This is a genomic window from Mycobacterium sp. Aquia_213, assembly GCF_026625985.1.
Classification (GTDB): domain Bacteria; phylum Actinomycetota; class Actinomycetes; order Mycobacteriales; family Mycobacteriaceae; genus Mycobacterium.
On the sequence record NZ_CP113116.1, the window covers coordinates 2,254,274 to 2,273,531 of the forward strand.

Annotated in this window: 21 protein-coding genes and 1 tRNA gene; 14 read left to right on the forward strand and 8 right to left on the reverse strand. The window is 66.8% G+C overall.

Going from position 1 to position 19,258, the window contains the following annotated elements; genetic code table 11:
* Positions 1-4: 4 nt before the first annotated feature.
* The gene (locus tag LMQ14_RS28275; protein ID WP_420714674.1) at positions 5-1,141 is read right to left on the reverse strand and encodes a PPE family protein; all 1,137 of its coding nucleotides are present in this window, start codon (positions 1,139-1,141) and stop codon (positions 5-7) included.
* Between the two features lie 235 nt (positions 1,142-1,376).
* On the opposite strand from LMQ14_RS28275, the gene LMQ14_RS10545 reads away from it, so the two are divergent.
* From LMQ14_RS10545 to LMQ14_RS10570, 6 genes are all read left to right on the forward strand, one after another.
* Positions 1,377-1,451 (forward strand) — tRNA-Val (locus tag LMQ14_RS10545).
* 162 nt (positions 1,452-1,613) lie between these two features.
* Positions 1,614-2,306 (forward strand): DUF2510 domain-containing protein, encoded by a 693-nt coding sequence (locus tag LMQ14_RS10550; RefSeq protein ID WP_267734682.1) that lies wholly within the window; start codon positions 1,614-1,616, stop codon positions 2,304-2,306.
* A gap of 3 nt (positions 2,307-2,309) precedes the next feature.
* Positions 2,310-4,175, forward strand: a complete 1,866-nt coding sequence (locus LMQ14_RS10555; protein WP_267734683.1) for a VOC family protein — start codon at positions 2,310-2,312, stop codon at positions 4,173-4,175.
* Positions 4,176-4,313: 138 nt separating this feature from the next.
* Positions 4,314-4,559: a hypothetical protein gene (locus LMQ14_RS10560; RefSeq protein ID WP_267734684.1), complete on the forward strand. Its 246-nt coding sequence runs from the start codon at positions 4,314-4,316 to the stop codon at positions 4,557-4,559.
* A gap of 626 nt (positions 4,560-5,185) precedes the next feature.
* The gene (locus tag LMQ14_RS10565) at positions 5,186-5,935 is read left to right on the forward strand and encodes a DUF732 domain-containing protein (protein ID WP_267734685.1); all 750 of its coding nucleotides are present in this window, start codon (positions 5,186-5,188) and stop codon (positions 5,933-5,935) included.
* 94 nt (positions 5,936-6,029) lie between these two features.
* Positions 6,030-7,142 (forward strand): epoxide hydrolase family protein, encoded by a 1,113-nt coding sequence (locus tag LMQ14_RS10570; protein ID WP_267734686.1) that lies wholly within the window; start codon positions 6,030-6,032, stop codon positions 7,140-7,142.
* A gap of 4 nt (positions 7,143-7,146) precedes the next feature.
* On the opposite strand, the gene LMQ14_RS10575 is transcribed toward LMQ14_RS10570, so the two are convergent.
* From LMQ14_RS10575 to LMQ14_RS10585, 3 genes are read right to left on the reverse strand one after another with little or no spacing between them, the layout of a single operon-like run.
* Positions 7,147-7,545 (reverse strand): VOC family protein, encoded by a 399-nt coding sequence (locus LMQ14_RS10575; RefSeq protein ID WP_267734687.1) that lies wholly within the window; start codon positions 7,543-7,545, stop codon positions 7,147-7,149.
* Positions 7,542-8,318, reverse strand: coding sequence for an SDR family NAD(P)-dependent oxidoreductase (locus LMQ14_RS10580; protein ID WP_267734688.1), 777 nt, complete (start codon positions 8,316-8,318; stop codon positions 7,542-7,544). The genes LMQ14_RS10575 and LMQ14_RS10580 overlap by 4 nt, the downstream gene beginning before the upstream one ends.
* A complete protein-coding gene (locus LMQ14_RS10585; protein WP_267734689.1) occupies positions 8,319-9,131 on the reverse strand; it encodes an oxygenase MpaB family protein in 813 nt (270 codons plus the stop codon).
* Positions 9,132-9,211: 80 nt separating this feature from the next.
* Here LMQ14_RS10585 and LMQ14_RS10590 point away from each other — a divergent pair, with 80 nt between their 5' ends.
* Positions 9,212-10,150 carry a cobalamin biosynthesis protein gene (locus LMQ14_RS10590; protein WP_267734690.1) on the forward strand — a complete coding sequence of 313 codons (939 nt, stop codon included), beginning with the start codon at positions 9,212-9,214 and terminating at the stop codon, positions 10,148-10,150.
* A gap of 39 nt (positions 10,151-10,189) precedes the next feature.
* Here LMQ14_RS10590 and LMQ14_RS10595 read toward each other — a convergent pair whose 3' ends face one another.
* The 3 genes from LMQ14_RS10595 to LMQ14_RS10605 are packed head-to-tail and all read right to left on the reverse strand — an operon-like array spanning position 10,190 to position 12,169.
* Positions 10,190-11,014 (reverse strand): SURF1 family protein, encoded by an 825-nt coding sequence (locus tag LMQ14_RS10595; RefSeq protein WP_267734691.1) that lies wholly within the window; start codon positions 11,012-11,014, stop codon positions 10,190-10,192.
* The gene (locus LMQ14_RS10600; RefSeq protein WP_267734692.1) at positions 11,014-11,505 is read right to left on the reverse strand and encodes a low molecular weight protein-tyrosine-phosphatase; all 492 of its coding nucleotides are present in this window, start codon (positions 11,503-11,505) and stop codon (positions 11,014-11,016) included. The genes LMQ14_RS10595 and LMQ14_RS10600 overlap by 1 nt, the downstream gene beginning before the upstream one ends.
* Positions 11,498-12,169: an HAD-IA family hydrolase gene (locus LMQ14_RS10605; protein ID WP_267734693.1), complete on the reverse strand. Its 672-nt coding sequence runs from the start codon at positions 12,167-12,169 to the stop codon at positions 11,498-11,500. Before LMQ14_RS10605 ends, LMQ14_RS10600 begins: the two co-directional genes overlap by 8 nt.
* Before the next feature lie 150 nt (positions 12,170-12,319).
* Here LMQ14_RS10605 and LMQ14_RS10610 point away from each other — a divergent pair, with 150 nt between their 5' ends.
* The 7 genes from LMQ14_RS10610 to LMQ14_RS10640 all read left to right on the forward strand — a co-directional run bounded on the left by LMQ14_RS10610 (position 12,320) and on the right by LMQ14_RS10640 (position 18,715).
* On the forward strand, positions 12,320-13,171 hold the full coding sequence (locus LMQ14_RS10610; RefSeq protein ID WP_267734694.1) for an alpha/beta hydrolase: 852 nt from the start codon (positions 12,320-12,322) through the stop codon (positions 13,169-13,171).
* Between the two features lie 96 nt (positions 13,172-13,267).
* On the forward strand, positions 13,268-14,032 hold the full coding sequence (locus LMQ14_RS10615) for a sensor domain-containing protein (protein WP_267734695.1): 765 nt from the start codon (positions 13,268-13,270) through the stop codon (positions 14,030-14,032).
* A 41-nt stretch (positions 14,033-14,073) separates the two neighbouring features.
* Positions 14,074-15,117, forward strand: a complete 1,044-nt coding sequence (cobC, locus tag LMQ14_RS10620; RefSeq protein WP_267734696.1) for an Rv2231c family pyridoxal phosphate-dependent protein CobC — start codon at positions 14,074-14,076, stop codon at positions 15,115-15,117.
* The gene (locus LMQ14_RS10625) at positions 15,114-16,253 is read left to right on the forward strand and encodes a Nif3-like dinuclear metal center hexameric protein (protein WP_267734697.1); all 1,140 of its coding nucleotides are present in this window, start codon (positions 15,114-15,116) and stop codon (positions 16,251-16,253) included. Before cobC ends, LMQ14_RS10625 begins: the two co-directional genes overlap by 4 nt.
* Positions 16,250-16,987, forward strand: coding sequence for a zinc ribbon domain-containing protein (locus tag LMQ14_RS10630; protein WP_267734698.1), 738 nt, complete (start codon positions 16,250-16,252; stop codon positions 16,985-16,987). The genes LMQ14_RS10625 and LMQ14_RS10630 overlap by 4 nt, the downstream gene beginning before the upstream one ends.
* Positions 16,984-18,108, forward strand: a complete 1,125-nt coding sequence (locus LMQ14_RS10635) for a bifunctional RNase H/acid phosphatase (RefSeq protein WP_267734699.1) — start codon at positions 16,984-16,986, stop codon at positions 18,106-18,108. Before LMQ14_RS10630 ends, LMQ14_RS10635 begins: the two co-directional genes overlap by 4 nt.
* Before the next feature lie 16 nt (positions 18,109-18,124).
* Positions 18,125-18,715, forward strand: a complete 591-nt coding sequence (locus tag LMQ14_RS10640) for a TetR-like C-terminal domain-containing protein (RefSeq protein WP_267734700.1) — start codon at positions 18,125-18,127, stop codon at positions 18,713-18,715.
* 33 nt (positions 18,716-18,748) lie between these two features.
* On the opposite strand, the gene LMQ14_RS10645 is transcribed toward LMQ14_RS10640, so the two are convergent.
* Positions 18,749-19,249 carry a DUF6941 family protein gene (locus LMQ14_RS10645; RefSeq protein WP_267734701.1) on the reverse strand — a complete coding sequence of 167 codons (501 nt, stop codon included), beginning with the start codon at positions 19,247-19,249 and terminating at the stop codon, positions 18,749-18,751.
* Positions 19,250-19,258: the final 9 nt, after the last annotated feature.

Here is a 19,258-nt window from a genome sequence, read left to right on the forward strand (position 1 = left end):
ACTGCTACTCGGCAGCGGCTGCCAGAGCGTCCATGAGTGCGTCGACATTGAGTTGGGGTTGGATCGCGGCGGTTCCCGCCAGGCCCGGTGCGCTGGTTGCCATGGCCGCCGGTGCCGCAGCCAACGCGCTCGACGAGCTGGGCACAACGGGAGTGAAGACGGAGCCGGTAGTGATAGTGCCGCTGTTGATGGCGGTGACGAGGCCGGTGCTGGCGTCGATGGTGACTTCGACACCGGCGCCGGCGGTGACGGAGCCGCTGGGGATGGTGAACCCGGCGCCTCCTACCCAGGGCGGGTATGCGGTAAAGGTGCCACTCAGGAACGTGAAGCCGTAGGACTCCCTGAGCAACGGAGTTGCGTAGCTGCCGAAGATCTGTCCTTGGTACGACCAGGTGACGTAGCTGTCGGCTGTGAACGCGGCGCCAACACTGGCGTTGACGGGGTTGCCGGGGGTGACGGTGAAGGTCACGCCGGGTTCGATGGTGGCGCCGCCGGGTGCGATGTTGGCGGTGCTGCCGGGGGGCAGGGGCGGGTCGACGAGGTTGGCCTGCTGAGTGGCGAGGCTCTGGGTCATTTGGGTCAGGGATTGGGTGCGGGCGCTGGTGGTGTCGGCGGTGGTCTGGGCCACCGAGGTGGCCTGGTCGGTCTGACCATTCGGGTTGGTGGTCTGCGGCGGTTCGTCGAACGACTGCAGCGTGCTGGCCGTTTCGGCTTCGGTGGCGTAGCCGTACATGGCGGCGGCGTCTTGGACCCACATCGCCATGTATTCGGCTTCGGTGGCCGCGATCGCGGCGGTGTTTTGCCCGAAGAAGTTGGTGGCGATCAGCGCCAGCAACTGGGCGCGGTTCGACGCGATCAGCGGTGGGGGCACCGTCATCGCAAACGCGGCCTCATACGCCGCGGCCGCCGCATAGGCCTGGGCGGCGGTGATGCCGGCTTGGGCGCCCGCGGCTTGTAGCCACGCCACGTAGGGTGCGGCCGCGCCGGACATGGCCATCGACGACGGCCCGAGCCAGGTCAGACCGGTCAGGTCCGACACCGACGCGGAGTAGCCGGCCGCCGAGGATTCGAGCTCGGCAGCCACCTCATCCCAGGCCACCGCGGCGGCCAGCAGCGGCCCTGATCCCGGACCGGCATACATCAGCCCCGAATTGACCTCCGGGGGCAACAACCCAAAATCCTTCACATCTTGCTTCCGTCACAACATCGCCAACGCGTTCGCCGACCATCGTTTACCGAAACGACGACGGTTCGTTCCGGGACGGACTACTGCACTTTTCGCCCGTATCAGCGAAGGACTACTGCATTCATGAACGGCCGCAGGCTGGACGTTTTGGGTGGCGGGCCCGCGCCAGGTAACCTGCTGCGGGCGTAGAGGGCGCGTAGCTCAGTGGTAGAGCTCTGGTTTTACACACCAGCGGTCGGCGGTTCGATACCGTCCGCGCCCACCATTGATGAGGTGACGGCACACCTCGCCGGGTAACCCACGTATCCCCAGCCAGAGAGCCGGAAATCTGTGCAAAGCTGCTGCCGCCATTCGACGGTTAGCATGGGTTTTTAAGCGGCCATCGCGGCGGGAAGCGGAAGGGCGCCGTCACGACGAAGGTGCAAATATGCCATCTGAACATGCGCCGCCCCCGCCCAAATCGGCGCCGGGATGGTACCCCGATCCCGCCGGGGTAGGCCACGGGTTGCAACGGTACTTCGACGGCCGCAACTGGACCAGCGAGTGGGCTTTCGCGACAGACTCCACGGAGCCGCAGAAGAAAGGTATATCGGGAAAGGCGACCCTGGCCCTGGCGGCACTCAGCACGCTCGTTCTTCTCATCATCGTCGGCAAGAGCTGGGGTTTCGACGCAAAGAATGACAGCCAATCGACGTCGGGAAGCAGTCCGACCACGGCGGGACCCTCGACACTGACCGAGGCGGCGCCACCGACACCGACCGGCCCCAAGAAGCCGGACGGCGTAGCCTTCGCCACTGCTCCAGGCCCCAACGGCGACGTCGTCAACGCGCGATTCGCGATTCGTGACAACTACACCGAGACGATGATCAAAGACGGTGCGCGGCTCGACACCATCGACATTCTCAGGTACGCAAGAGCGACCTACCCCGACGCTTCCGCGGTGAACGTTCAGGGCACCTTCCCGATGACCGACCCGTACGGCAATACCTCGACTCAGGTTGCCATCGACCTCACGTATTCACGAGAAACGTTGAACAAGATCAACTTCGATGGCGTGAGCAAAATCAGCATCTGGGAGATCCGCGATTCCGGCTCCGTTCTTGCGGCCTTTGAGCCCTAGCCGATGAAGGTCGCGCTTGGTGCGCTCGTCGGATGTCTGCTCGCGACAACGCTCGTCGGGTGTTCGTCCACGCGACCGTGGTGGACCGGGCTCAAGCCGGCCGAGTCTGGCTCCTGCCCGACGGTGGCGCCGCCGGCGGGCGCCGCGGGCAGGGTCACTTTCGACCCATCCCAGCTCGTCGCCGGGGACGCCGCTAACCCGGACGTTCGGGGCGTGATGGGCGCCATCGTGGCATTGCACCAGTCCTGGATCGGCGCCGATGCGGACGCATACGTCGATCGCGTCACGTCGGACGTGACGCGTCTGACCTCGTGGTCCGGCGGTATCCAGTCCGGCCCGCAAGAGGTGGCGCGGGGGCTGCCCGACGAGTGGGGCTTCCTCGAGCTCGCCCCCGACGGTCACACGCGCTCGGCGAATATCACCATCCGTCGCGCCGAGGTGGCCGTCCGCGGCGAAACCGCCACGGCGCTCTATTGGGCCGATTTGGTTTCCGGCGAGACGACGAGCATCCACCACCATGTCAGCGATTGGGCCTATGGCAACCGCGGTCTGATCCTCCAGGCGTTCGTGAAAGAGGGCGGTTGCTGGAAGCTTTCGCACGAGTCGGACTCGTGGTGGCTCGCCTACGATCCGGTGGCCAAGATGCCGGCGACGTCGGGCACGGCGAGCTTCCGCTACGACTTCACTTATCCGGTCAATGATCTCGCGCGCGCCGTCCGGTTCTATTCGACATTCGTTGGGGAACCGGAGGTTCAGACCCCGACCTACGCCGCATTCGACATGGGCGGCCCGCGTCTGGTCCTCGACAGCACCGGCCTCGACGGGTTCGCGCCGGTCCGGCCGGGCCTGCCGAACGGATACAACACGATCTATGTGGACGACCTCGCGAAAACCGTTGTGCGCCTTGAGGCCGCCGGCACCAAGTTCCTCACCGGCATACGCAACCGGGGCTCCGACCTCTCCGCGGTCGGAAGTGACACCGCCGGAAACGTTTTCGTGCTCATGCAACGGGTCTACCCCGTCGGGGACTATCCCGCGCCGGGCCCACCCTCCGTCGAAGCGGAGAACGGCACGCCGGCGGGCGTCGTCTCCGCGGTCCGACAGCTGGCGGGCGCCTGGCTGCAAACCGACGAGCACGGCGTCATGGCCGCGGGCATCGGGAACGACAGCCGGTGGTTCGACAGCAGCCGGCTCAATAACCGCGGCATCGATCACGGCCCAAGCGGCATCCGCGACGGTCTTGCCGCGAACTGGAATCAGTACGACCGCTCGAAATCCGGACTGGCCGCACGCATGAGCATCCGATCGCTGCGCGCCAAACGCTTCGGCACGGGCGCGATTGTCACCTACGAGCGAGAGCTTTCGGGTCAGGGTGAGCATCCGTTCAAGCAAGTCGCCTTCGTGACGCACGTCTTCGACACTGGCGCCGACGGCGGCATGCAACTCTCCGACACGTTCATCACGAAGATGCACCACCCCACGGGCGAGGTAGGAAACTTGGACTACGTCGAGACACCGGAGCCCGATCTGCAAGCCGCGCGGAACTTCTACGGCGACACGATGAGCTTCGGAAAGCCGTACTCTGACGAATCTTGGTATGGCTTTTGGAGTATCAAGTCCGTATTCGGGATCTATACCGCCGATCGCGCGGAGGGCGTTGCGGCCGGGCGCGCCAACAGCTCCGCCAGCCTGGTTATCAATTCGGTCGCGGATACGCGCGCCCAGCTCGAGGCGATGGGATCGACTTTTCCGGTGATCCCGTCCATCAATTCGAGGGGCGGAACCGACGACGAGGGAAACTACTTGACGTTGCTCGCGACCGATAGCGAGGGCAACGCGGTTGTCTTCTCGGAATACAACAACTACTAGTCGGATTGTTACCCCGGACTGCGTCGCGCGGGCCCGCGAGGCAGCCGTCGCGATGACCGAACCCGCGCGGTAGGCGTTCGGATGAACGCGAGGTGTTCCATTGTCGCTAATGACCTGGGTATGGCATTGTCTGGGGGCGTGACCGAGCTACCCGGTTTCGAGAGCGCGAGCGCTGCCCACGCGGCAGCTGCCGTCGGACCGCTGTCTGCCGCGAATCAACCGGCGACCAAGGCAGATCTGTATGCCGCCGTCGATGCCCTGCGCGCCGATATGCGCGAGCTGATGAACGAGGTCCGCAAACTGGTTGCCGAAGCGGATCGTCGGGTGACCGAGGCCGAGGGGGCCAAAGGGGTCGATCGCCCCGACCTCGACGACGCGTGGTGATGGGTCTCACTCGGCGAGATCGTCGGACTGTGCGGGTGTTGTAGCACCCCAACCAGCCACCCCGCGACATCGAAAGACGCTCGTTCAGTTGCTGTTTCCCAATCCGGAAAACATCTTTCGCAGCTCGGACTACAGCCAGCCAACGCCGAGCGCCGGCGGTACGATCTTGCTATGCCGTTGGCCAGCGGCAGTGCGATTGCTGGGCGCATCGTCCTGCGGCTGCTGGGATTTATCGAGATGGACGAAGTTCACTTCGCCCGTCATCTCAGGTTGTCCGGCGGCACATCGCTCAGAGTATTGAGCACCGGCGTCTTCGCCGGACGACGCCTACCACCGATGTCTCCTGAGAGACGGATCCGGCGCGCGTCAACGACGACACCCGCACACGATCACACCTGCGGCCCAGGTGATTATCCGAAGTCCGTCGGGACGGGCTCTTGCAGAACGGAAGTCCTCTCATGTTGACCGGCACCTCCAGATTCGGTGGCATCACCACCCATGTCGGCATTCCGATAGCCGCCATTGCGTTGCTGAGCGGCGTTGCAATATTGCGCGGCGCTGCAGCATCGGCTGACCCAAACGACGACCAATTTCTGGCGCTTCTTGATGACGAAGGCGTCCCCGCCGTGTCAGGCGTGCCAAGCCTCGTCGAGACGGCTCACAAGGTTTGTCACGCACTGGATAACGGCACGCCGGCCAACCGCGTCGTGGACGATCTGGTCGACAATGCGGTGAGCGCTGATCCGACCCAGAGCCAAATCCGCGGCCCTCTCGCACGCACCGAGGGGCGCTTCATCATTGCGGCAGTGGGGGCCTACTGCCCTTACGACAAGAGCAAGCTCGCGGTCCTGATCACCCGTCCCAAAGCGGGATGGAATGGGCCGACACACCGGGCCGCCGACGGCATTCGCCAGACGGGTTTTCAGGCGCATGGCAGCGCACCCGTCTCGCTGATCGGAATTGTTCCCCCCGCAGGGATCGCCGATCCGAACCCGCCGACGATTCCGGAACCACCGGCGTCGGCGCACCTCCAGGCACCACCGCCGCCAATCGCGGCACCGCCTCGACCACAGCAGCCGTTACCTCAACGTTTGCCTGCGCCTCCGCAACAGGAGCCGCCGCCTCCGCAACAGTTGCCTGCGCCTCCGCAGCAGTTGCCGCCCGCGCCGCAGGAGCCGCCGCCTCCCCCGCAGCAGTTGGCGCCGCCACCGCAGGAGCCGCCGCCTCCTCCGCAGCAGTTGGCGCCGCCACCGCAGGAGCCGCCGCCTTCTCCGCCACAACAGTTGCCGTCGCCGCCCCCACCCTCGCCGCCCGCGCCACCGCCCCCGCCGACTTCGCCGCCGAAGGCGCCGGGGTACATCAGGCTCGCACCTTGAGACTGGGCAGTGCCAAACCCGACAGAGCGGCGCGCGGTGCGACCGACGATGGGGCGGCTGTCGGCGGGTTCGCGCGCGGCGGCACTATGAATGCGTGAAGCCGTTTCGAATCGACGTTCCCGACGACGTACTCGATGATCTGCGGTCGCGCCTAGCGCGCACCCGATGGCCGGAAGCCGAATGTGTGGACGACTGGAGTCAAGGCATTCCGCTGGCCTACACCCGCGAGTTGGCCGACTACTGGGCCAACGAATACGACTGGCGGCCCCGTGAGGCCGCGCTCAACCGCTTCGACCAGTTCGTCACCGACATCGACGGGTTGGACATTCATTTCATTCACCAGAGGTCCCCGCATGAGGGCGCGTTCCCGCTGGTGATCACGCATGGCTGGCCGGGCTCAATTGTGGAGTTCCACAAGGTGATTGAGCCGCTGACCAATCCGGCGTCCGGGCGCGCCGAGGACGCTTTTCACGTCGTGTGTCCGTCGCTGCCGGGATACGGCTTCTCCGGCAAGCCCACCCGCACCGGGTGGGGAGTGGAAAAGATCGCGGAGGCCTGGGAGCAGCTGATGGTCGGTCTCGGCTACGACCGCTACGGCGCCCAGGGCGGTGACTGGGGTGCAGCGGTCACCACGCAGATCGGCCGAAACGGCGGGCACTGCGCGGGCATTCATCTCAACATGCCGATCGGTCGGCCGGGGAATCTGGACAATCCGACCGAGGAGGAGAAGGCGGCCCTGGCCACCCTGTCCGAGCATCAAAAGTGGGGCATGGGGTACTCCACGCAGCAATCCACCCGGCCCCAGACGCTGGGCTACGGCTTGGCCGACTCCCCGGTGGGACAACTCGCCTGGATCGTCGAAAAGTTCTGGGCGTGGGCGGATTGCGACGGGAACCCCGAGAATGCGGTCAGCCGAGACGAACTCCTGGACAACGTGATGGTGTACTGGGTGACCAACACCGCCGCGTCGTCGGCTCGCCTGTATTGGGAGAGCTTCCGGGTCTGGCGGGGCGGGGACCGCGTCGAATTGCCCACCGGCGTAGCCGCTTTCCCCGGTGAGCTATTGAAGCCGCCGCGGAATTGGTGCGAGACGGGCTACAACATCACGCACTGGACCAAGATGCCGCGTGGCGGTCACTTCGCCGCGTTCGAACAACCGGAGCTGTTCGTCGACGACGTCCGCGCGTTCTTTGCGACGGTGCGCTGACGGGTTATCCCGGCAGCGCGAAGAACTCCAAGGCGATGCCATCGGGGTCGCGGAAACTCAGGCCCGAGCCGTAGTCCGCGTCCACGACGCCGCCGTGCTCGATGCCCAGCTCGTTCAGCCGTGTCACCCAGTTCTCCAGTTCGGCGCGGTTGGCGCAACCGAAGCCGACGTGGTCCAGGCCGACGCGGTGCTCGCTGAATTTCTCGTCGGGGGCCGCGTGGTCGTGCTGGTGGATGCCGAACAGTGTGCCGCCGTCCAGCAACCACACCTGATGCCGGTACCCGGCCGCATCGTCGTGCTCGTCGGTGAGGGGGTCGGTGCCGAAAAGGCGGCGGTACCACGCCCCGCTGACCTCGACATCGCGCACCGTGACCGCAACGTGGTTGAGCGTCGGGAAAGTCATGATTTGACTCTACGTGCCGTGCCCAGCATCGGGCCGCTGGCCGAGTAGCCGCCGTCGACGGCCAGCGCGGCGCCCGTGACGAACGAGGCTTCGTCGCTGGCGAGAAACAATGCGGCGGAGGCTAATTCGGCGGGTTCGCCCCAGCGGGCCATCGGCGTCGGCAGATAACCACCCGGCGGCACTTCGTCGTCGGGCTTCGCCCCGGCCAGCCCGGTGTAGGTCATGCCGGGGCAGATCGCGTTGATGCGCACGTTCGTCTTGGCGTAGTCCAGCGCCGCGGATTTCGTCATCTGCACCACCGCGGCTTTGGCCGCGGCGTAGCACGACAATCCCTTCCAGCCGACCAGCCCGGACGCCGACGCGGTGTTGACGATCGCGCCGCCACCGGCCTCGAGCATCGCCGGAATCGCGTATTTCATGCCGAGGAAGACGCCCTTGAGGTTGATCGCCAGGATCTTGTCGAACAATGCTTCGTCGGTGTCGGCCAGGGCTACGTGTGGCCCGCCGAATCCGGCGTTGTTCAGCAGCACGTCGACCCGACCGAATCGGTCGACGGCGGTCGCAACCATGCGCTCCACATCGGCGGCGACCGTGACGTCGACGTGCACGGGCACCCCGGCATCACCGAGCCGATCCGCGATGTCGTTCTCGTGTCCGCTGATGTCGGCACAGACGACGCGGGCTCCTTCGTCGGCGAATCGGCTGGCCGCCGCCCACCCGATACCGGAGCCGGCGCCGGTGATGATGGCGACCTTGCCTTCAAGACGGCCCATCTAGACGATCCGCCAGCCGCGGCGCGCCCGAAATCGCATGTCCCACAAGTAAAGCTGATAGCCGAAGATCCACACGCGGTGCGGAATGAACAGATCGGCCAGCCGCAGGGCCGACACCAGCCAGTCGAATCGGCGCTGCTGTCGCTGCGACCAGTCCAGCTGCATCATCGCCCGAAACTCTGGGGCCAAGAACCCCGTCGTCGCGAACAGGTTGAGCGGACCGGCCAGCACTCGTAACGGCCACGGCAGAAACGCCATTGCGGCCACGCCGCGCAGATGCTCGCGCACCGGCGGGTCGATGTGCAGCTCGTCGAGCGAACGCTTCCAGTACTCGTCGAACGCGACCAGGTCCGGCGGCCACAAGCGCTCGGGCACCTGCAACGTCGTACCCAACCGTTTGGCGTCGCGATAGACCGCCTCGGCGCTGGCCTCGTCGAGTGGGCCATTGAGGAACTCGTGCTGGTCGACGAAGTAGCGGTACAGGCAGGCGGCCACCCACAGCTGCAGCTTGGGGTCGAAGGCGTTGTAGGAAACCGGGCTGGCCGACGTGGACCGCACCTGGCGGTGTGCGACGTCGACGGCTTCGCGGATCAGTGCCCGGTCGGACTCGGTTCCGATTGTCGCCACCGCGAGGTAAGTACCGGTGGTGCGGGCCCGCTTGAACGGGTGCTTGTAGACGTTGCCGCTATCCACCGGGCTTTCCAGCACGCCGTAGCCGACGCCCGGCAAGGACAGCTGCATGATCACGTTCGCGGCGGGCAGTAGCGGCGCCGCCGCGTTGAGCAGGTCGGCGACCCGGGTCGCGGGCTTCATGTAACCGAGTAGACCACGTAACGGGCTGACGGCACAGGCGTTAGTCAGCGCGGATGTGAGACGCTGCCGAGGTGCTTGCGATGCGGACCCGGATCGTCGGCGTGCTGGTCGGCTGCCTGGCTGACCTCGCGCTGGGCGACCCCAAGAGGGGCCATCCCGTCGCGGCTTTCGGTCAGGCGGCCGCCGAGCTGGAGCAGTTCACCTACCGCGACACGAAGATCGCCGGTGCGCTGCACGTGAGCCTTGCGGTCGGCACGGTGGGGCTGATCGGCACGGCCGTGCAGCAGGCCACCGCACGCCGCAGCCCAATCTGGTCGATCGCCGCGACCGCCACGGCCAGCTGGATCGCGCTGGGTGGAACGTCGTTGGCGCGCACCGGCCTGCAGATGGCGCAGCTGGTCGACCGCAATGACATCGAGGCCGCGCGGCGACTGCTGCCCTCGCTGTGCGGACGCGATCCGGCGCGGCTGGACGGCTCGGGGTTGACTCGCGCGGCGCTGGAATCGGTGGCCGAGAACACTTCCGACGCTCAGGTGGCGCCGCTGCTGTGGGCGGCCGCGGGCGGAGTGCCCGCCGTGCTGGGGTACCGCGCCGTCAATACCCTGGACGCGATGATCGGCCACCGCTCGCCCCGCTACATCCGATTCGGTTGGGCCGCAGCACGATTGGACGACGTGGCCAACTATCTCCCGGCCCGGGTGACGGCGGCGCTGGTGGTGTTGTGCGCACCGCTGGTCGGCGGGTCGCCGTCGGGTGCGGCCGCAGCGTGGCGCCGTGACGCGACTCGGCATCCCAGTCCCAACGCGGGCGTCGTCGAGGCGGCCTTCGCCGGGGCGCTGGGTGTGCGGCTGGGCGGGCCCACGCAGTATCACCACGAGCTGCAGATTCGTCCCACCCTCGGCGACGGGCGAGCGCCCACCGCGGCCGATCTGCGCCGCGCCGTGGCGCTGTCGCGGATAGTGCAGCTGGGTGCCGCGGCGTTGCTGGCCGCGCTATCGAGTGTGCATTGGCGACGCTGAATGTGCTTCTAGGGCGACCTCAGCGCACACTGAACGGCTCTAGCGGCGACGGCCGTAGCGGTCGGCGAGTTTCTCCTCGACGGTCATCGGGGATTCGGGCGCCTTCGCTTGCTTTTCTTGGCGTCTGATCCGGATCTCGGAGTAGGCGAAATAGCCCAGCCCGATCGGGGCCACGATCCCGAACGAAATCCATTGGATGCCATAGGACAGGAACGGCCCGGCGTCGAGGTGCGGCACGCCGATCACGCCGAGTCCGCCGGGCTGATCTTCGACCAATTGCAGATATGACCCGGCCAGCGGGACCTTGGTCAGCACCGAGACCTGGTTGGTGTTGATCGAATACACCTGCTGCACACCATCTCTGGTGAACGGATCCTTGTCCCGAACGGCCGGTTCGGAGTCACGCAGCCGCGCCGTGATGGTCACCGTTTCCTGCGGCGGGCGGGGGATCGGCGGGACGTGCGAGCCGGGCTCGGGGCGCACGTAACCACGGTCGACGAGTACGGTCGGCCCGTCGTCGACGACGAACGGGGCGAGCACCTCAAAGGCCTGATCTCCCTCGACGACCCGCAATCGAGCCAGCACCTCGACGTCGGGCAGGTAATGCCCGGTTGCGGTCACCCTGCGCCATTGCGCATTGGGCGCCGACGAATCCTGCTGCGGCAACAAGGTTTTCAACGGCACCGGCGCGGTATTGAGGGAGTTCTCGATCTGGTGGTTCTCCCGTGACGTGCGGGAATTCTTTCCCAGCTGCCACGGCGCGAGCACCATGAAACACAGGTAGGTGAAGGCGATGACCACCAGGATCAGCGCTATCCAGCCCGGTCGTAGCAGGAATGCCAGCCGCACCCTGTTTTTAGGCATCAACCGTGCCCGTTTTGCGCTAGTTGCTCGTCGACCCAGTCGTGCAGGCCGGGCAATGCGGCCTCGATGACGGCCAGCACCTCTTCGAAGTCGGCATGATTGCCGTAGTAGGGGTCCTCGACGTCGAGGGCATGGGCACCCGAGCGCGGGTCGAACGAGCGCAGCATCCTGACCCGGTCGTGGTCGACACCGAGCTGCTGCAACATCCGAAGATGGTTGCGGCCCAGGGCCACCACCAGGTCGGCCCCCAGGTGGTCGTCGTCGACCTGCGCGGCGCGGTGGTCGGTGGAATAGCCGTGGGCACGCAGCACCTTGGCCGCCCGCTCGTCGGCGCCACTGCCGACATGCCAGTTGCCGGTGCCCGCACTGGTCACCCGCACCGCATCGGCGAGGCCACGCTGGCGCAGCTGGTCGGCGAACATTTTCTCGGCCATCGGCGAGCGGCAGATGTTGCCGCTGCAGACGAAGGTCACGTGCAATGGATCAGACACCCAGCGCCCTCCGCAGCTCGGAGATCGTCGCGGCATGCGTCACGCCGGTCACGTGGTAGCCGTCGGCGAAATCGGCCTTGCCGTAGCCCCAGCCGACCACCACGGTGTCGATGCCGTGCGCGGCCGCCCCGTCGACGTCGTGGCTGCGGTCGCCGACCATCAGCACTCGCTCGGGCAGCGGCTGCAGCTGGGCCAGTGCGTGCGCCAGCACCTCCTCCTTGCTCCGGCGGGTGCCGTCCGGGCAGGCGCCGGCGATCACCTCGAAATGCTGGTCGAGCGCGAAGTGGGCAAGGACGCGGCGTGCCGTCGGCTCCAGCTTGGAGGTGGCCACGGCCAGCCGCACCCCGGCGGCGCGCAGGTCGGCCAGCAGCGGCTCGATCCCGTCGAACAGGCTGTTGTTCGACCAGCCCCGAGCGCCGTACTCGGCCCGGAACGCCGCGAATGCCGCGTCGGCGTCCTCGCCGAGCATTAATTGGAATGTTTCATCCATCGGCGGGCCGACGATCTGCGCGGCCAGGTCACCCTCGGGCACGGGGGCACCGATGTGCTCGAGGGCATGGGTGAAGCTGGCGACGATCCCCGCCGCGGAATCGGTCAGGGTGCCGTCCAGATCGAAGATCACCAGCTGAGGCGCCTGCCCCTGGGCCGAATCTGCTCCTGTCACCTCACCATTGTCGTTGATCGCGTGTTGCGCGGCAGTGAGGGCCTCGCTGGAGATGCGCTCAGTTCGCTTCTGGGGGATTCTTACTCTGGCTGGCAACAGGTTTCGTTGCCTACCGTTTTTGCCAGCGCCTGCGATCCGGAAGGAAGCACCATGACCGCCAGCACCGTCACGGACTGGGAAAAAGCCGAGATCGACAAGGCCAACGCTTCCGGGCTGACTCCGGTGGTGTTCGTGCATGGTCTCTGGCTGCTGTCCAGCAGCTGGCAGCGCTGGCGTGAGTTGTTCGAAGCCAACGGCTACACGACCATCGCCCCGGGCTGGCCCGACGATCCGGCCACCGTGGCCGAGGCGTTCGAGCACCCAGAAGTGTTCGCGCACAAGAAGGTTCAAGCCGTCACCGATCACTATTTGGATGCCATCGGGCAGCTGACGAAGAAACCCGCGGTCGTCGGTCACTCCTTCGGTGGCTTGATAGCGCAGAAAATCGCGGGCTCCGGTGCGTCCGTGGTGACCGTATCGATCGACAACGCGCCGTTCAGAGGGATTCTGCCGCTGCCGATCTCGGCGCTGCGCTCGTCGTTCCCGGTCCTGGGCAATCCCGCCAACTACGGTAAGGCCGTTGTCCTGACCTTCGACCAGTTCAAGTACGGCTGGGCGAACAACCTCGACGAGGCCGAAGCCAGGGAGCTGTACGAGACCTATCACGTCCCCGCGCCGGGCCTGCCGCTGTTTCAGGAGGCGATTTCGAATTTCAACCCGGTCAGCGAGACCCGGGTGGACTCCAAGAATCCCGACCGCGGTCCGCTGCTGATCATCGCGGGGGAAAACGATCACACGATACCGCTGGCGATCACCGAGGCCACCTACAAACTTCAGTCCAAGCACAACCCGGGCGTGACCGAGATCGAGCGGATTCCCGCCCGCGGCCACTCCCTGGTCATCGACAGCGGCTGGAAAGAAGTCGCGGACGTCTCCGTGAAGTTCATTCAGCGCTTCACCTGATTTCGCGCGGCGGCAAAGCTTGCCTGCGGCTCGCTGCCGGCGCAGCGCATCCGGGCTATGCTCCGTTGACCAGGGGACCCTGAAGGTGAGCAACGCATGCGCCGGTTAACAGTCGGAGTCGCCGTCGCTGCTGTCACGTTGGTTGCCGCCTGTGGCGACAACAGCGGGAGCGGCCCCGCCTCGTCGAGTACGACCACCACCACGACCGCCACGTCGGCGACGAAGCCGCCGATCGCGCAGGCCGCGCTGTCGAGTCTGTTGCTGACTCCGGCCGAGTTCGACAGCGTGCTGGGCGTCACCGGGTCGGCGAGCAAGGAAAAGATCGACAAGCTGCAGGACGACGTGACTAAACAGCCGCCGGGACCGCCGGGTTGGAAGTTTCCCGACGAGTGCATTTACACCCAAGGGCCCGCGGAGGCCCCCGTCTACGCGGGCAGCGGCAGCACCGCGGTCAGCGGTGACGCCGATGTCACCTCACTGGGAAACGACCAGGACGTCATGGTGGGCCAAGTGGTGGTGTTGTTCCCCTCTGCCAAGGAGGCGAATGACTTCTTCGCCACCTCCGCCCAGCGCTGGCCTGCCTGCGCAGACCGTCAAATCAACCCGCCCCCCGGAGGCGACGGCACCCAGACGACATTCAAGATCGGCCCGTTCTCCAACGCCAACGGAATCTTGAGCGTTACGCAGACGACGACCATGACCATGAGCGGCCAGCCCGATGCGATGACCGTCACCGTTCAGCGGGCGCTGACGGCGCGCAACAACGTGGTCGTCGATGTCGTCCTGATGCGCAAGGACCCGGCGGACTTTGGTGTCAAGGTCGCGGCTCAGATCGCCGGAAAAATCGACAAGCAGCAGTAGCCTCGTCCGGGCCTGCGAGCGGGCGCACTAGTGTTTCACGGATGGCGAGTCCGGAATCTATGGCGCGCTATCACGGTGATCAGGCCGCCGCGCCGGGAATGCTGGACTTCGCGGTCAACGTCCGTCATGCGCACCCACCGCAATGGCTGATCGAGCGGCTGACGGCGCGGCTGCCGGACCTGGCGCGCTACCCCGGCGCCGAGGACGTGCACCGGGCGCACGACGCGATCGCGCGGCGGCACGGCCGGGCCCGCGACGAGGTGCTGGCGCTGGCCGGGGGCGCCGAAGGGTTCGCGTTGTTGCCCAACCTGCGGCCGGCGCTGGCGGCGATCGTCGCGCCGTCGTTCACCGAGCCGGCCGTGGCGCTGAGCGCGGCCGGAGTGCCGGTGCACCACGTCGTCGTCGACCCGCCGTTCGGCCTGGACGGCGCGGACATTCCGGAGGACGCCGACCTCGTCGTGGTGGGCAATCCGACCAACCCCACCTCGGTGCTGCACCGTCGCGAACAGCTGCTGGCGTTGCGCCGGCCCGGACGGATCGTGGTGGTCGACGAGGCGTTCGCCGATTCGATTCCGGGCGAGCCGGAGTCGCTCGCCGCTGATGCGCTGGCCGATGTGTTGGTGCTGCGCAGTCTGACCAAGACATGGGCGCTGGCCGGACTGCGGGTGGGCTACGCCCTGGGCGCCCCAGAGGTGTTGGCGCGGTTGACGGCCCAGCGCCCGCACTGGCCGGTGGGCACGTTGCAGCTGACGGCCATCGAGGCCTGTTGTGCCGCCGACGCGGTTGCCGACGCGGAGGCCGGCGCCGCACGGCTGGCCCAGTTGCGCGCCGAGATGGTGGTCGGTCTGACGTCGGTGGGCGCCGACGTGGTCGACGGTCAGGCCCCGTTTGTGCTGTTCCGCATTCCCGACGCCGTTCGGATACGAAACAGTCTGCACGACAACGGGATTGCCGTGCGCCGCTGCGACACGTTCGTCGGCCTGGACGAGAACTATCTACGGGCCGCAGTGCGCCACGAGTGGCCGCTGCTGGTCCAGGCGATCTCGGCGGCCATGCTCGTCTCGAACAGCGGGAGGCGCCGGTGAGTGCACGGCTATCCGAGGTGATCGAAGTCCTGGACCAGGCCTACCCGCCGCGGCTTGCCCAATCGTGGGATTCGGTTGGCCTGGTGTGCGGTGACCCCGGGGACATGCTGGACTCGGTCACGATTGCCGTCGATGCCACGCCGGAGGTCGTCGACGAAGTCCCCGAGGCCGGCCTGCTGCTGGCTCATCACCCCTTGCTGTTGCGCGGGGTCGACACGGTCGCGGCCAGCACGCCCAAGGGTGCGCTGGTGCATCGGCTGATCCGAAGTGGGCGTTCGCTATTCACCGCACACACCAACGCCGATTCGGCGTCGCCCGGTGTCTCCGACGCGCTGGCGGCCGCTCTTGGCCTCACGGTCGAGGCCGTGCTCGAACCGCTGTCGGAGCCGGCCGATCTCGACAAGTGGGTGGTCTATGTGCCGCGCGCGAACGCAGAAGCGGTGCAGGCGGCCGTGTTTGAGGCCGGTGCCGGCCACATTGGCGACTACTCGCACTGCAGCTGGAGCGTCAGCGGTATCGGGCAGTTCCTGCCGCATGACGGTGCCACCCCCGCGGTGGGCAGCGTCGGGACCGTCGAGCGGGTGGACGAAGACCGGTTCGAGGTCGTCGCACCCGCGCGGGCCCGGGCGGCGGTGTTGGCGGCGATGCGGGCCGCCCACCCGTACGAAGAGCCCGCATTCGACATCTTCGCCCTGGTGCCCGCGCCCGGCGACGCCGGATTGGGCCGCATCGGCACCCTGGCGCAACCCGAATCGTTGCGCGCCTTCGTCTCCCGCGTCGGTGCCGCGTTGCCGCAGACGTCCTGGGGTGTGCGCGCCGCCGGCGACCCGGACCGGGTCGTCTCGCGGGTCGCGGTGTGCGGCGGCGCCGGGGATTCGCTGTTGAGCATCGCTGCGCGCGCCGACGTGCAGGCCTATGTGACCGCCGACCTGCGCCACCATCCGGCCGACGAGCATCGCCGGGCCTCGGAGGTGGCGCTGATCGACGTCGCGCACTGGGCCAGCGAATTCCCCTGGTGCATACAAGCCGCCGAGGTGCTGCGGTCCCGATTCGGTGCGGACCTGCCGGTGCACGTGTCGGCCACTCGTACCGACCCGTGGAATCTCGGCCACGAGACATGTGGAGATCAATCATGAAAGCCGAAGTAGCACAGCAGCGTTCGCTCTTGGAGTTGTCTGAGCTGGATGCGGAGCTGTCCCGGATCGCGCATCGGGCCACCCGGCTGCCGCAGCGGGAGGCGATTGAGCGGATGCGGAGCGAACACGATGCTGCCAATGACCGGCTGGGCGCCATACGAATAGCGTTGGAGGACTTGGACACTCAGGTGTCGCGGTATGAGTCGGAGATCGCGGCGGTGCGCCAGCGCGAAGACCGCGACCGCTCGTTGCTCGCTTCGGGGGCCACCGACGCCAAGCAGTTGACGGACCTGCAGCACGAACTGGAAACCCTGACGCGCCGCCAGAGCAGCCTGGAAGATTCGCTGCTGGAAGTCATGGAGCGCCGTGAGGAGTTACAGGCCCAGGTGACCGCCGAGCAGGATGCGATGGAGACGCTGCAGATGGACCTGGCGGAGGCGCAGCAGGGCCTCGACGACGCACTGGCCGAAATCGACGAGACCCGCCAGGCGCACGCGTCGCAACGCGACCGGCTGACCGCTGCCCTGAATCCCGATTTGTCCGCGCTCTACGAGCGGCAGCGTGCCGGGGGAGGGCCCGGCGCCGGACCGCTGCTCGGGCATCGCTGTGGCGCGTGCCGGATCGAGATCGACCGGGGAGAGCTGGCCCGCATCTCGGCGGCGGCCGACGACGACGTGGTGCGCTGCCCGGAATGCGGCGCGATCCTGTTGCGGGTCAGGGGGATCGGACAGTGAAGGTCGTCATCGAAGCCGACGGCGGGTCCCGCGGCAATCCCGGGCCGGCCGGATACGGCGCGGTGGTGCACACCGCGGACCGCGCGACCGTGCTGGCCGAAAGCAAGCAGGCCATCGGCCGGGCTACCAACAATGTCGCCGAATACCGCGGGCTGATAGCCGGTTTGGAAGATGCCGTGAAGCTGGGGGCCAGCGAGGCCGACGTCTTCATGGATTCCAAGCTGGTGGTGGAGCAGATGTCGGGGCGGTGGAAAGTCAAGCACCCCGACCTGATTGAGTTGCACGCGCAGGCCCGAAAGCTCGCGGTGCGCTTCGACCGGATCAGCTACACGTGGATCCCGCGCGAACGTAACAAGCATGCCGATCGGCTGGCCAACGAAGCGATGGACGCCGCGGCCGAGGTCAGCCCGCAGAGCTCCGAACCGGCGGTTGCCGAACCCGCGACCACCCCGGCGGTGAAATCTATTGCGACGCAATCTTCGTCGCCGCCCGGCTGGACCGGTGCGCGTGGCACCCCGACCAGGCTGCTGTTGCTGCGCCACGGGCAGACCGCGCTGTCGGTGCAGCGCCGCTATTCCGGACGCGGTAACCCGGAACTCACCGACCTGGGACGCCAGCAGGCACAAGCGGCGGCGCGATATCTGGCCGAGCGTGGCGGCATCGCCGCAGTGGTTTCCTCGCCGCTGCAACGCGCCTACGACACCGCGACCGCGGCGGCCAAAGCGCTGGGCCTGGACGTGACCGTGGACGACGACCTGATCGAGACCGACTTCGGCGGCTGGGAGGGGCTGACGTTCACCGAGGCCGCCGAACGCGATCCCGACCTACACACCCGCTGGCTGCGCGACACCAGCACGGAGCCGCCGGGCGGCGAGAGCTTCGATGCCGCGCTCGAGCGGGTGTGCCAGGCGCGGGAACGACTCATCGCCAGCTATCCGGGCGCCACGGTGCTGGTCGTGTCGCATGTCACGCCGATCAAGATGCTGTTGCGCCTGGCGCTGGATGCCGGCCCCGGCATCCTGTACAGATTGCACCTTGACCTGGCATCCTTGAGCATCGCCGAGTTCTATTCGGATGGGGCATCTTCGGTGCGACTCGTGAATCAGACCGGCTATCTCTAGCCGCTAGGAGCAGTGGATGCCGCCGGATCAACCACCCGACGAATCGACGATCGCCGTTCCGGCAGATATCCGGGCGCAGGTGATGCCGGCGGTGCTCGACGAGTTGGCCCGCTGGGGCGTCGAGCGGTTCAGTGTCGAGGCCCTGGCCGAGCGTCATCGCATCGATGCGGGGCTGATTTACCAGCACTGGGGCGATCGTCAACGGCTGATCGTCGATGCGGCGCTGGCTGATCTCGAGTCCTGGGATATGTCAACCGACACCGGCTCGTTGCGCGGGGACCTAGAGGCGTTGGCCCGCAATGTGGGCGCGCGAGTCAACACCGAGGTCGGCCGTACCTTCCTGCGCGCGTTGGTGATGGGGCATGGTGGACGTCACGACGAAGAGACCCGGATGATGTTCTGGCGAGCGCGATTTACCCTGGTACGCGGGCTCATCGACCGGGCACGGGCGCGCGGCGAAGTGCGCGACGGGATCAACACCGTGGCCGCTGTGCAGGTGGTCATGGCGCCGATCAACATTCGCGCGCTGTACTCGGATGCTGCCGTCGACGAGGAGTACTGCTTGGCCATCGCCGATATGGCATGGCGTGCGCTTGCCCGCGAATAGGCGGTCAGCGCTCACCCAAGGATGGCCGCCGACTTAGACGGACGGAAGGACGCGCCCGCCGCCTGCTGGGCCGTCGGGCGACATCGTCACGCTTTGCTGACTGATGACCAACCGGTAGGGCAGGCGGCGCAGCACGGTGCCGTCAATGCTGACCGCGAACGTGTACGACCCGAGCTTGTCGAACGGAAGAATCGGCACGTTGACGGCCAAGGCGACATTCTGGCTTGTGCCGGCTTCGAGTTGGGGTGGACGGCCGAGGTTGAACCGGAGATCGATGCCGAACGCCTGACGATCGGTCGAATTCGTCTTCACCTCAACCGGATTGCCATCAGCGTCCAGCAGAGCGATGCGAACCGCGTGGTCTTTGTTCGTCTCGGCCCAAGGCACCTCAATGCTCAGTGCCACGGACAGTGACACCGACCAAGGGCCCGGGTGGCCCGCCGGAATGACGGATTGATCGATCCCGCCTCCCAGCACGTAGAGCCGGTTGTTTTGAACCTCCGCGTGGTTGCACAGCAGGGCAGCCAATTCCATGGTGATCGC

Excerpts from the sequence above, each read along its gene's own strand:
- cobC (WP_267734696.1), top strand. The coding sequence starts at position 14,074 with ATGGCGAGTCCGGAATCTATGGCGCGCTATCACGGTGATCAGGCCGCC.
- LMQ14_RS10555 (WP_267734683.1), top strand. The coding sequence starts at position 2,310 with ATGAAGGTCGCGCTTGGTGCGCTCGTCGGATGTCTGCTCGCGACAACG.
- LMQ14_RS10645 (WP_267734701.1), bottom strand. The coding sequence starts at position 19,249 with ATGGAATTGGCTGCCCTGCTGTGCAACCACGCGGAGGTTCAAAACAAC.
- LMQ14_RS10590 (WP_267734690.1), top strand. The coding sequence starts at position 9,212 with ATGCGGACCCGGATCGTCGGCGTGCTGGTCGGCTGCCTGGCTGACCTC.
- LMQ14_RS10580 (WP_267734688.1), bottom strand. The coding sequence starts at position 8,318 with ATGGGCCGTCTTGAAGGCAAGGTCGCCATCATCACCGGCGCCGGCTCC.
- LMQ14_RS28275 (WP_420714674.1), bottom strand. The coding sequence starts at position 1,141 with ATGTATGCCGGTCCGGGATCAGGGCCGCTGCTGGCCGCCGCGGTGGCC.
- LMQ14_RS10610 (WP_267734694.1), top strand. The coding sequence starts at position 12,320 with ATGACCGCCAGCACCGTCACGGACTGGGAAAAAGCCGAGATCGACAAG.
- LMQ14_RS10630 (WP_267734698.1), top strand. The coding sequence starts at position 16,250 with ATGAAAGCCGAAGTAGCACAGCAGCGTTCGCTCTTGGAGTTGTCTGAG.
- LMQ14_RS10585 (WP_267734689.1), bottom strand. The coding sequence starts at position 9,131 with ATGAAGCCCGCGACCCGGGTCGCCGACCTGCTCAACGCGGCGGCGCCG.
- LMQ14_RS10615 (WP_267734695.1), top strand. The coding sequence starts at position 13,268 with ATGCGCCGGTTAACAGTCGGAGTCGCCGTCGCTGCTGTCACGTTGGTT.
- LMQ14_RS10595 (WP_267734691.1), bottom strand. The coding sequence starts at position 11,014 with ATGCCTAAAAACAGGGTGCGGCTGGCATTCCTGCTACGACCGGGCTGG.
- LMQ14_RS10575 (WP_267734687.1), bottom strand. The coding sequence starts at position 7,545 with ATGACTTTCCCGACGCTCAACCACGTTGCGGTCACGGTGCGCGATGTC.
- LMQ14_RS10550 (WP_267734682.1), top strand. The coding sequence starts at position 1,614 with ATGCCATCTGAACATGCGCCGCCCCCGCCCAAATCGGCGCCGGGATGG.
- LMQ14_RS10640 (WP_267734700.1), top strand. The coding sequence starts at position 18,125 with ATGCCGCCGGATCAACCACCCGACGAATCGACGATCGCCGTTCCGGCA.